The organism is Geodermatophilus sp. DF01-2, from assembly GCF_004571065.1.
GTDB lineage: Bacteria > Actinomycetota > Actinomycetes > Mycobacteriales > Geodermatophilaceae > Geodermatophilus.
This window is the reverse complement of the sequence record NZ_SPQN01000055.1, coordinates 18272-29895: the sequence shown is the minus strand read 5'-3', so window position 1 is coordinate 29895 and position 11624 is coordinate 18272. Positions and strand designations below refer to the sequence as shown.

At 74.1% G+C, this 11624-nt stretch carries 10 protein-coding genes; 7 read left to right on the top strand and 3 right to left on the bottom strand.

Annotated elements, in window-relative coordinates:
- The first annotated feature begins 100 nt into the window (after nucleotides 1-100).
- The 3 genes from thiE to E4P41_RS14705 are packed head-to-tail and all read left to right on the top strand — an operon-like array spanning nucleotide 101 to nucleotide 2978.
- The gene (thiE, locus tag E4P41_RS14715; protein WP_135142023.1) at nucleotides 101-760 is read left to right on the top strand and encodes a thiamine phosphate synthase; all 660 of its coding nucleotides are present in this window, start codon (nucleotides 101-103) and stop codon (nucleotides 758-760) included.
- Nucleotides 757-1572, top strand: a complete 816-nt coding sequence (thiD, locus tag E4P41_RS14710) for a bifunctional hydroxymethylpyrimidine kinase/phosphomethylpyrimidine kinase (RefSeq protein ID WP_135142022.1) — start codon at nucleotides 757-759, stop codon at nucleotides 1570-1572. Before thiE ends, thiD begins: the two co-directional genes overlap by 4 nt.
- A 47-nt stretch (nucleotides 1573-1619) precedes the next feature.
- A complete protein-coding gene (locus E4P41_RS14705; RefSeq protein ID WP_135142021.1) occupies nucleotides 1620-2978 on the top strand; it encodes a DNA polymerase IV in 1359 nt (452 codons plus the stop codon).
- Between the two features lie 555 nt (nucleotides 2979-3533).
- On the opposite strand, the gene E4P41_RS23800 is transcribed toward E4P41_RS14705, so the two are convergent.
- Nucleotides 3534-3710 carry a hypothetical protein gene (locus E4P41_RS23800; protein WP_245177356.1) on the bottom strand — a complete coding sequence of 59 codons (177 nt, stop codon included), beginning with the start codon at nucleotides 3708-3710 and terminating at the stop codon, nucleotides 3534-3536.
- 251 nt (nucleotides 3711-3961) lie between these two features.
- Nucleotides 3962-4339: a type II toxin-antitoxin system VapC family toxin gene (locus E4P41_RS14695; protein WP_167761097.1), complete on the bottom strand. Its 378-nt coding sequence runs from the start codon at nucleotides 4337-4339 to the stop codon at nucleotides 3962-3964.
- A 1081-nt stretch (nucleotides 4340-5420) separates the two neighbouring features.
- On the opposite strand from E4P41_RS14695, the gene E4P41_RS14680 reads away from it, so the two are divergent.
- On the top strand, nucleotides 5421-7022 hold the full coding sequence (locus E4P41_RS14680; RefSeq protein ID WP_135142018.1) for an FAD-binding oxidoreductase: 1602 nt from the start codon (nucleotides 5421-5423) through the stop codon (nucleotides 7020-7022).
- A gap of 4 nt (nucleotides 7023-7026) precedes the next feature.
- On the top strand, nucleotides 7027-7635 hold the full coding sequence (locus E4P41_RS14675; protein ID WP_135142017.1) for a class I SAM-dependent methyltransferase: 609 nt from the start codon (nucleotides 7027-7029) through the stop codon (nucleotides 7633-7635).
- Between the two features lie 162 nt (nucleotides 7636-7797).
- Here E4P41_RS14675 and E4P41_RS14670 read toward each other — a convergent pair whose 3' ends face one another.
- Entirely contained in the window at nucleotides 7798-8985 is a 1188-nt protein-coding gene (locus tag E4P41_RS14670) for a PucR family transcriptional regulator (protein ID WP_135142016.1), read from the bottom strand.
- A 109-nt stretch (nucleotides 8986-9094) separates the two neighbouring features.
- On the opposite strand from E4P41_RS14670, the gene E4P41_RS14665 reads away from it, so the two are divergent.
- Together E4P41_RS14665 and E4P41_RS14660 are read left to right on the top strand one after the other, a co-directional pair.
- The gene (locus E4P41_RS14665; protein WP_135142015.1) at nucleotides 9095-10195 is read left to right on the top strand and encodes a ferredoxin reductase; all 1101 of its coding nucleotides are present in this window, start codon (nucleotides 9095-9097) and stop codon (nucleotides 10193-10195) included.
- Between the two features lie 23 nt (nucleotides 10196-10218).
- Nucleotides 10219-11448: an acyl-CoA desaturase gene (locus E4P41_RS14660; RefSeq protein ID WP_135142014.1), complete on the top strand. Its 1230-nt coding sequence runs from the start codon at nucleotides 10219-10221 to the stop codon at nucleotides 11446-11448.
- Nucleotides 11449-11624: the final 176 nt, after the last annotated feature.

Here is an 11624-nt window from a genome sequence, read left to right as displayed (position 1 = left end):
GGGCCGCGGCGGTCGCGGCCGGCCCGGGCACGTTCGCGCCCGCCTGGCTCGACGCGCTGGACGCCGTCGACGGCGCGGCGCTGGCCGCGGCGGACGTCCGGTGAGACGCCCGTTCGACCTCACCCTCTACCTGGTCACCGACACCGCGCTGTCCCGCCCGCGGCCGGTCGCCGAGGTCGTCCGTGCCGCGGTCGCCGGCGGCGTCACCGCCGTCCAGGTGCGGGACAAGACCGCCTCCCGTCGGCAGCTGCTCGACCTCACCCGCTCGGTGCAGGCCGCGCTGGCCGAGCGGCCGGACGTCGCCGTGTGGGTCAACGACGCCGTCGACGTCGCCCTGCTCGCCGACGCCGACGGCGTGCACATCGGCCAGGACGACCTGCCGCCGGCCGAGGTGCGCGCGCTGATCGGCCCCGACCGGCTGCTCGGCCTCAGCGTCTCCTCCGTCGCCGAGCTGGACGTCGCCCGCGCCCTGCCGGCCGGCACCGTCGACGTCGTCGGCATCGGCCCGGCGTGGACGACGCCGACCAAACCCGACGCCGGGACCGCGCTCGGCCCGGACGGCGTCCGCGCGCTGGCCGGAGCCGCCTCCGCGGCCGGTTTGACCGCGGTCGCGATCGGCGGGATCGACGCCGCGCGCGCTCCCGAGGTGGCCGCGACCGGGGTGGACGGCGTCTGCGTCGTCTCGGCGGTGTGCGCTGCAGCCGATCCGGCCGCCGCCGCCCGGTCGCTGCGCGCCGCGATCGAGGGGGTGCGGGTGTGAGCGAGGTGCGCACAGCGCTCACCGTGGCGGGCAGCGACCCCAGCGGCGGCGCCGGCATCCAGGCCGACCTCAAGACCTTCAGCGCCCTCGGCGTCTACGGGACGGCGGTGCTCACCGCGCTGACCGCCCAGAACACCCGCGGGGTCACCGGCGTGCACGGCGTCCCGCCGGAGTTCGTCGCCGAGCAGCTGCAGACCCTCTTCGTCGACGTCGAGGTGCACGCCACCAAGGTCGGCATGCTCGGCACCGCCGACGTCGTGCGCGCGGTCGCGGCCTCGCTCGCCGACCGCCCCGCCGGCCCGGTGGTCTGCGACCCGGTGATGGTGGCGACCAGCGGCGACCGGCTCATCGACGACGCCGCGGTCGACGCCGTCCGCACCGACCTGCTGCCACTCGCCGACCTGGCCACGCCCAACGTGCCGGAGGCCGCCGTCCTGCTCGGTGTCCCCCCGGCCACCGACGTCGACCAGTTGCCCGGCCAGGCCACCGCGCTGCTGGAGCTGGGCCCCCGGGCGGTGCTGCTCAAGGGCGGGCACCTGGGTGGGGACGAGAGCGTCGACGTCCTGGCCACGGCGGACGGCGTCACGGTGACCCGGCGGCCCCGCGTGGCGACGACGTCGACGCACGGCACCGGCTGCACGCTGTCCTCCGCCCTCGCCGCGCTGGCGGCGCGGGGCCGCACCGACGACTGGACGCAGCTGGTCGACCCCGCCCGCGACTACCTGCAGCAGGCGCTGGCCGCCGGCGAGAGCCTGAGCGTGGGGTCGGGCCACGGTCCCGTGCACCACTTCGCCGGCATCTGGGGGGAGTAGGCCCCACGCCGCACAATGGGGAGTCGGCCGGCGGACGGAGGTGGGGCGTGCGGCGGGAGGCGAGCATCCTGCACCTGGACCTCGACGCCTTCTTCGCCGCGGTCGAGCAGCGCGACAAGCCATCGTTGCGCGGGCGGCCGGTCGTCGTCGGCGGCGTGGGCGGCCGCGGAGTCGTGGCCACGGCGTCCTACGAGGCCCGCGCCTACGGGACCCACTCGGCGATGTCCACCGCCGAGGCCCGGCGCCGCTGCCCGTCCGGGACGGCATTCCTCGGCGGCCGGTTCGCCGCCTACCGCCGCACCTCCGACGTCGTCATGGCGCTGCTGCGCGAGCTCTCGCCGCTGGTCGAGCCGGTGTCGATCGACGAGGCCTACGTCGACCTCGCCGCCGGCCCGGGGCACGACCTGTCGGTCGACGGCGTGACCGCCCTGGCCCGGCAGCTGAAGGTCGACATCGCCGCGGCCACCGGCGGCGTGACCGGGTCGGTGGGCATCGGCAGCTCCAAGCTGATGGCCAAGATCGCCTCCGACCTCGACAAACCGGACGGGCTGGTCGTCGTCCCGCGGGGCAGCGAGCTGGACGTGCTGCATCCCTTGCCGGCCACCCGGCTGGGCGGAGTGGGGCCGGCGACGGCCGAGCGGCTGCACCGGGTGGGCGTCACGACCGTCGCGGACCTCGCCGCCAAGTCGCTGCCCGACCTGGTGGCGCTGGCGGGGCGGGCGCACGGCGCCGGCCTGTACGCGCTGGCCCGGGCCGAGGACGACCGGCCGGTGGTCGCCGAGCGGGAGGCGAAGTCGATCTCGCAGGAGGAGACCTTCGCCCGCGACCTCACCGACCGGACGGTGCTCGGCCGGCAGATCGACGGCATGGCGGCGCGGGTCGGTAGCCGGCTGCGCACCGCCGCCTACTCCGGCCGGACGGTGACGCTCAAGCTGCGCCGCTACGACTTCACCACGCTCACCCGCTCGCAGACCCTGCCGCAGCCGACCGACGACCCGCGGGTGATCGCCTCGATCGCCCACCGGCTGCTGGCCGAGGCCGGCACCCAGGGCGGGCTGCGGCTGCTCGGGGTCGGCGTCTCCGGGCTGTCGCCCTACGCCCAGGGCGACCTGTTCGCCGCCGCCGACGCACTGGAGCCGCCGGACGTCGCGGCGGGTGACGAGCCTCGCGAGGAGACCCCGGAGCCGGTGACCGCCGAGGCGCGGTGGTGGCCCGGCCAGGACGTCCGGCACGACGAGCTCGGCCCCGGCTGGGTGTGGGGCCGCGGCCTCGGGCGAGTGACCGTGCGGTTCGAGGGCCCGCTCACCGCGCCCGGACCGGTGCGCACGCTGGCCGCCGACGACCCCGCCCTGCAGCCGGCGGAGCCGCCGGACTGGCGAGCCGGCCCCCTGACGGTGAAAGCGTGACGGTCTCCTGAAGAAACCGTCCGTCGCCGCCGTTGTCCAACGTGATGACCGATATGCCGACGTGTCCGCGTGGTTGTCCGTCGGTGAGGGTCGTGCGCGACGGCCCACAGCGCACCGAAGGCGGCACCGCCAGCGGTATCGCTGCGTCGAGCCCGACGGCACGTTCCACCGCTTCGTGGGCGAGGGCAGCCTGAGCCTCCATTCCGAAGCACTACGCGAATGGCGCGGTCGAGGCTCCGCTGGAGGAGGTGCAGCGCATCCTCGGCAGGCGCCGGTGGACCTTCCGCAACGCAGACCGGATGAACCTGCTGCTGGAGCTGTCCGCATTCGCTGCAACCGCGACGACGACGAAGCCGACTTCACCAAGACGCTGCGCAAGCAGCTGTCGAAGGGCACGGCCCCGGGCAGCCTCCGACACGACCCGCGCCTGCCGGGACGCCGTGTCTCGACCTCCAGCCTGCGCGCGTGGATGCCGCAGCAGCCGGCCCGCCACCAGCCCCGGTTCCCGGCCAAGAAGCCGGCCGGCGTCCCCCCTCTGGGAGGCGCCGTGCCGTGTCAGGGCGTGCGGGTCTCGTCCTCGTTGTCGAAGGTGAGGGTCAGTGTGGAGTGGTAGGCGGGAGAGGCCCCGAAGACCTCGTCGTGGCTTCGGACCGGCGCCTGGCCAGCGGGCCATACCTCGACGGCCCTGAACGAGTAGCCGTCCTGTTCGGCGGCCTCGAAGGTGAACTCCACGGCCCCTCCGGTATCGAGAGCTCTGTACCCGGAGACGAGAACGGCTGAGAAGTGCGTCCAGCAGCCGCCCGGAGTGGCCGCGGAGTCGATGACTCCCCATCCCTCCTCGGCATGCCACACGCGGACCGTGCCCGGTGAGGTCATGCATCCAGTATCGCGGCGTCGTCCGACGTGGGTGCCGAGATGACGACGCGCCTATCCCACCGAGATCGAGGAGGGATCGCACTTTCACCGTAAGGGGGGCGAGCCGGTCAGTAGGGCGCGCGCAATCCGGCGAACATCGGGAAGTGGCGGACGTTGCGGGTCAGGGGCCGGGCGTCCAGCAGGATGGCGGTGGCCGCGATGGCCAGGTCGGCGCCGTCGATGCCGTGGTGGCTCGGCAGCCAGGTCCGGCCCAGCTCGCCGGCCCGCTCCGCCACTTCGGCGTCCACCGGGTGCCAGCGCAGCGCCGACAGCAGGAACCGCGTTCGCTGCTCCTCGCCGGCGCGCATGCCGGCCAGGACCTCCAGCCGGGTGATCTCGCTGGCGTGCAGTGGGCCGGCCGACCGTTCGCGCTCGAGCACGGCAGTGGCGTCCGCGGAGCCCCGGAGGTGATCGATCAGCACCGAGGTGTCGACCAGGACCGTCATGGCGTGTCTGCCGCCCGCCGCCCCGACCGCAAACGATCCACCCACTCTGCGCCGTCCTCGTCCCGCCCCTGCCATGCTCCGGCGGCCCGTCGCAGGGCCGCCAGGTCCGCGTCGACCGATCGGTCCGTTGCGTACGTGGCTCGGACGGCGTCGCGGATCAGGGCGGAGATCGACCGACCGGTCCGCGCGGCCTCGTTGTCCAGGAGACGGCGCTCCTCCTCGGTGAGGGAGATCTGCGTCCGCTGCATCATGATGTAACGCTACATCGCCAACTGCCGATCTCCGGGCGCTGCACCGGCGGCGGGTCCCGGCGTGGGATGTGCATCCCCCGGGCGAGGATGCGGGCGGCCTGACGACGACGGCGGACCCGCGACGTGGAATGGCCCCCGCCGACTCCTGGGCCGAGGCAGATGACAGCACGACACGGCGACGAGCAGATCGAGCAGGCGGCCCGCCGCTTCGAGCAGCTGGCCGACGACCTGGACCCGGACACCGCGCAGGTGATGGACACCGCTGACCTGCAGCGGGTCGCCGCCGCCTCCGAAGCGGTGCGGGCCCGACGAGGTCCGGCTGCGCGAGGCGGTCGCCGCGGCGCGGGAGCGGGGCAGGTCTTGGAACCAGATCGCAGTCGCCCTCGGAGTCTCCCGCCAGGCGGCCCGTCAGCGCTTCACCGACAGAGCCCCCGCCTGACCGCCACGCCGGCCGGTCAGCCAGCAGTGGAACTGGCCCGCAACGGGATTGGCCTCCGACTCACCGACGGCCGCACGCTGCCAGGCGGCATCGCCGTCAGCAGCTGCGCGCACTCCGCCCCGTAGCCACCCGCGCGTCAGCATGTGTTGACGCCGTCCCGGTCACGCCCCGGTGACCTCTGATTGAGCCCCACCGCAGGCGAAGGGCTGACCGCCGTGCGTGAAGGCGGGGGAAGGAGCTCGCGAAGGGACGCCGACCGGGGCGCGACCGCCTGCGGTGGAGGTTGCGGGTGTAGGACGACGGTGCCCGCATGGGGGTCCAGCGAAGCGGATGCCCATGTGAGCCGGGGTGCGTCGCTCGGACTCCTCCCGGGCCGGGAGAAGATGCGCGCATGAGCAGCGCGGATCCCGCTCCGACGTCGTCCGTCCGGTCCTGGTGGGGGTGGGGACGTGCCGAGCGGGCGCTGAGCGACGACGAGTGCATCGCCACCGCCGCAGCCCTGCCCGGGCTGCCGGACCGCCCCCGGCCCGTGCCCCGGCTGGCCGACGTCGACCTGCCGCCCTCACGGATCACACCGCCGTCGCCCCTGCCGGTCTCGACCGCCCCGGCGGACCGTGCCGGGCACGCCTACGGCAAGGCCTACCGCGACGTCGTCCGTGCGCTGGACGGGGACCTGTCGGGCGCGCCGGACGCCGTGGCGTTCCCGGAGTCCGAGGCCGAGATCGTCGACCTGCTCGACTGGGCGGGGTCGGCCGGCGTCGCCGTCGTCCCGTACGGCGGGGGGAGCTCCGTCGTCGGCGGGGTCGAGTACCGGGGAGGTGGCCCCTGGCTGTCGGTGGACCTGACCCGGCTGGACCGGGTGCTGGAGGTGGACCGGGTCAGCCGGGCCGCCCGGATCCAGGCCGGTGCCCTGGGGCCCGTGCTCGAGGAGCAGCTGCGCCCGCACGGGCTGACGCTGCGCCACTTCCCGCAGAGCTTCGAGTTCTCCACGCTCGGCGGCTGGCTCGCCACCCGGGCCGGTGGCCACTACGCGACGCTGTACACGCACGTCGACGACCTGGTCGAGTCGATGCGCGTGGTAACCCCGGTCGGCGTGAGCGAGTCGTGGCGGCTGCCGGGATCGGGCGCCGGCCCGTCGCCGGACCGGCTGTTCCTCGGCTCGGAGGGGACGCTCGGGATCATCACCGAGGCCTGGATGCGCCTGCAGGACCGTCCGCGGTGGAAGGCGTCCACCTCGGTCGCGTTCGGGGACATGGCGGCGGCCGTCGGCGCCGTGCGCGCCATCTCGCAGGCGGGGCTGTACCCGGCGAACTGCCGGCTGCTCGACTCCGGCGAGGCGGCGCTCTCGGGCGCGGCGCACGCGGGGGAGTGCGTGCTCGTGCTCGGGGTGGAGTCGGCCCTGGAGCCGGTCGACGGGCGGCTGGCGACCCTCGTGGGCCTCGCCCGGGACTCCGGTGGACAGCCTGCGCCGTCCGCCGGTGGAGGTCGCGACGACGCCGCCGACGCGTGGCGGTCGTCCTTCCTCCGGATGCCCTACGTCCGGGACGGCCTGGCCCGGATGGGTGCGATCGTCGAGACCTTCGAGACGGCGTGCACCTGGGACCGCGCCGAGGAGCTCTACGCGACCGTGCGCAGCGAGGTGGCGGCCGCGGTGACGTCGGTGACCGGGTCGCCGGGCACGGTGAACTGCCGGTTCACGCACGTGTACCCGGACGGCCCGGCGCCCTACTTCACCGTCCTGGCCGCGGGACGGCGCGGGTCGGAGGTGGCGATGTGGGACGAGATCAAGGCGGCGTCCATGGAGGTCGTGGGCCGGCTGGGCGCGACGGTCACCCACCACCACGCCGTCGGCCGCGACCACCGGACCGGCTACGACCGACAGCGGCCCGAGCCGTTCGCCGTCGCCCTGCGCGCCGCGAAGGCCGCGCTGGACCCGGCCGGCGTCCTCAACCCCGGCGTGCTCATCGACCCGGCCCCCGCCGTGCCAGGGTGACGGCATGACCGAGACCAGCGCCTGGGTGCGGATGACCCAGGAGGACCCGAACCACTCGGCCGCCTACGTGCAGCGGTTCCGCGACCTCGCCGCGCAGGGGTTCGACCTCGCCGGCGAGGCACGGCTGGTCGACGCGATGCTGCCGCGCGGCTCCCGGGTGCTCGACGCCGGCTGCGGCCCGGGCCGGACCGGCGGCTGGCTGGCCCGCGCCGGGCACGACGCCGTCGGGGTGGACGTCGACCCGGTGCTGATCGCCGCCGCCGAGGAGGACCATCCCGGTCCGCGGTGGATCGTCGGCGACCTCGCCGAGCTCGACCTGCCCGCGCTCGGCATCGCGGAGCCGTTCGACGTCATCGTCAGCGCCGGCAACGTGATGGCCTTCCTCGCGCCGGGCACGCGGGTCGCCGTCCTGCAGCGGCTCCGGGCGCACGTGGCACCGGACGGGCGCGCGGCCATCGGCTTCGGCGCCGGCCGCGGCTACGCCTTCGACGAGTTCCGGGACGACGCTCGGACGGCCGGCTGGGCCGAGGACCTGCTGCTGTCCACGTGGGACCTGCGGCCGTTCACGCCGGAATCGGACTTCCTGGTCGCCATCCTCCGCCCCGCCCCGTGATCGAGGTCGGCCGTGGCTCTGCCCGGGCTTCCCCCGTGTTGATCATGGGATTCGAGCGGCCGAGCACGGCGTGTCGGCGCGTGTCGCCGGTAACAAGCCCATGATCAGCTCGGGAGGGCGGCGGGGATGCCGGGGGCTGGGCGCACGGCGCGGGCTCACCGGTCAGCGCTCCCGGGCGCCGAGGGCGAGGGTCAGCTCCAGCACGCATTGGGGGTCGTCGAGGCGCTCGCCGTAGAGGTCGCGCAGCTGACCCATGCGGTAGCGGACGGTCTGCGGGTGCACGAAGAGGTCGGCGGCGACCTTCTCCCGCCGTCCGTGGTGCAGCAGCCAGGAGCGCAGCGTCTCGACCAGCTTCTCGCGGGGACCGGGGCCCAGCTCGTCCAGCGGGGCGAGCACCTGGGCGCGCAGGTCGGCCAGCGCCTCACCGTCGGCCCGCAGGACCAGGTCCGCGAGCCGCAGCTCGGTGTCGACCGGCACCTCGCCGTCCGGGCGCAGGCCCAGCTGCAGCGCCCGCAGCGCCCGCGAGTAGGAGGACCGGGCCTGCTGCCACGGACGGGGCGGGCCCACGACGGCCTCCCGACCCGACAGCGCCCGGACCAGCTGGGCGCGGGCGTACCCGTCGGCGTCCGGCACCAGCAGCACTGCCCGCTCGGCCGCCGGCTCGGCACCGGGCAGGTCCTCGCCGGCCTGCAACGTGCGGACGTCCATGACCGCGAGCGCACCGCGGGCGCGGGCGTCCGGCAGCAGCACCGCGGTGAGCGTCCGCGGCGGCGTCCAGTCCGCCCGCTCCGCCGCGACCTGCAGGTCGTAGGGGGACGCACCGGTCAGCAGCAGCTCGGCCAGCCGCTCCAGGTGGCGGCGCCGCAGCCGCCCGCTGGTGTCGAGCTGGTCGGCGTGCCCGGAGGCGCTGGCGGCCGAGAGCTGGTCGATGTAGGCGAAGACCAGCTCGGCGAAGCGGGCCAGCGAGCCGGCGGGCATGCCCGCCGCCACCGCCGTCTCGCTCAGGTGTCGCCACGCCACCCGCGCGCCCACCCGGTAGGCGGCCAGCAACGCGTCCATGGTCCGGCCGGTGCGCGCCTCTCCTCGGCCGAGGGCGTAGGCGCCCTCGAGCGCGGGGCCGATGGGCCGGCTGGGGTCCGCCCCGCCGGTCGCCGTCGCCAGTTCCAGGAAGCCGCCCAGGGCCAGCTGGACGGCGTTCTCGATCTTCCGACCCATCGGTCCGCTGAACGCCTCGGCGTAGCTGGGCACCTCGACGACGATCGCGGCCACGGTCCGCTCGGCGACGGCCGGGAGTCCGGCCCGCATCGCCGCCGCGACCTCGGGCGGAAAGGTGTCCTGCTCCGGTGCCATCGAGACTTCCCGTCCGTCAAGGAGCTTTGTTCGCCGGGGACAGTATCCGGCGCCACGTTCACGCCCAGAGCACAGGTGATTGCGCGCAGAGCTGGGAACCATCAGAGGTATGACAGCGACCGCTCCGCGCTTTCCTGCGGCCCGGCCGGCTCTGAGCGGGCTGCGCAACCGGGTGATGCGCCTCGCCGAACTCGCCACGACCCCGCTGCTGCCCGCCGACTACCTGGACATGGTCAGCCCGCTGCGCGCGGGCGCCGACCTGCGCGGCCGCATCGTCGCCGTGCACCGGGAGACCCGGGACGCCGCCACGCTGGTCATCCGCCCGGGCGCCGACTGGCAGCGCCACGTGCCCGGCCAGTGGGTGCGCATCGGCATCGACGTCGACGGCGTCCGCATGTGGCGGGCCTACTCGCTGACCTCCCACCTGGACCGGCCGGACGGCTGCATCGCCATCACCGTCAAGGCCATCCCCGGCGGCAAGGTGAGCAACCACCTGGTGCACCGGACGCAGCCGGGCACGCTGGTGCACCTCGACCAGGCCACCGGCGAGTTCGTGCTGCCGTCGCAGGCGCCGGCCAAGGTCCTGTTCGTCACCGCCGGCTCCGGCATCACCCCGGTCATCGGCATCCTGCGCAACCACGGCGAGCTCGCCGACGTCGTCGTGGTGCACTCGGCCCCGACGGCGGACGACGTCGTCTTCGGCACGGACCTGCGGGAGCTGGCCGCCGCCGGCCGGATTCGGCTGGTCGAGCAGCACACCGACACCGCCGGGATGCTGGACGCCGCCGCCATCGCCGAGCTGGTCCCCGACCTCGCCGAGCGCGCCACCTGGGCGTGCGGGCCGGTCGGCATGCTCGAGGCCCTGGAAGAGCACTGGAGCGCCGCCGGCATCGCCGACCGGCTGTTCACCGAGCGCTTCCGGCCCACCGTCCTCGTCGCCGGCGAGGGCGGCACGGTGACCTTCACCGAGAACGGCACGAGCATCGAGGCCGACGGGGCCACCCCGATCCTCGACGCCGCCGAGGACGCCGGCGTCCTCATGCCCAGCGGCTGCCGCATGGGCATCTGCTACGGCTGCGTGCTGCCGCTCCGCGAGGGCGCCGTCCGGGACCTCCGCAACGGCGAGGTCACCACGGCCGCGCCGGGCGACGGCGTCCTGATCCAGACCTGCGTGAGCGCCGCCGCCGGTGCCTGCGCCATCGACCACTGACCCCCGAGAACAGGGAGCCCGGCATGACCGCGCTGCAGAAGAAGGACGTCAACCCGATCGCCCACCTCACGCCGGAGGACATCGAGCTCATCGGCAAGGAGCTCGACGAGATCCGGCAGGGCGTCGTCGACAGCCGGGGCGAGGCCGACGCGCGCTACATCCGCCGCGTCATCGACGTCCACCGCAAGATCGAGCTGGGCAGCCGCGCCGTCCTGCTGGCCTCCGGCTTCGCGCCCGCGTGGATCGTCGGAACCATCGGCCTGTCGGTCGCCAAGATCCTCGAGAACATGGAGATCGGGCACAACATCCTGCACGGCCAGTGGGACTGGATGCGGGACCCGAAGATCCACTCCACGACGTGGGAGTGGGACATGGCCAGCCCCGCCGAGCAGTGGAAGCACTCGCACAACGAGCTGCACCACACGTACACGAACGTGATCGGCAAGGACAACGACCTCGGCTACGGCATCATGCGCGTCGACGAGGACCAGCCGTGGCAGCCGTTCCACCTCGGTCAGCCGCTGTGGAGCTTCGTCAACGCCTGCTTCTTCGAGTACGGCATCGCCGCCTACGACCTGGAGCTGGGCGCGGTCATCGCCAAGAAGCAGACCGGGGACCCCGAGTTCCGGGCGCGCGCCAAGGCGGTGCTGCGCAAGATCGGCCGGCAGGTGCGCAAGGACTACGTCGTCCACCCGCTGCTGTCGGGGCCGAACTTCCTCTCGACCCTCGCGGCCAACTTCACCGCCAACATCGTCCGCAACCTGTGGTCGAACTCGGTGATCCTCTGCGGGCACTTCCCCGAGGGCGTCGAGACCTTCGAGAAGAAGTCGATCGACGGCGAGACCCGCGGCGAGTGGTACCTGCGCCAGATGCTCGGCTCGGCCAACATCTCCGGCTCCAAGGCCATGCACATCATGACCGGGAACCTCTCGCACCAGATCGAGCACCACCTGTTCCCGGACCTGCCGAGCAACCGGTACGCCGAGATCGCGCCGAAGATCCGCGACCTGTTCGACCGCTACGGCCTGAACTACCACACCGCACCGCTGCCCCAGCAGGTCGGCTCCGCCTGGCACAAGATCATCCGGCTCTCGCTGCCCAACGGTTGGCTGGAGCTGACCAACGGCCGCAACCTGCTGCCCCAGCTGGCGGTGCTCTACAAGATGACCACCGGCGGCCCCAAGGTCCGCCGCACGCTCCAGCGGAAGCTGACCGCGGGCGTCCGGCTGACCCGGGCGGCCGCCGCCGCCTGACCGGCTGCCGCTCCACCCGCGCACCGTGGAACGGCTGAGGCCCAGAACCACTACGGTTCTGGGCCTCTGCCGTTCAGTACTGCTCGACGGCGCCGTGCTCCACGTGGAACACCGCCCCGGTGCGCGTTGGTCGTGCCGGTGTCGGACGCCAGGCGCCGATGACTCGGTGGTTAACC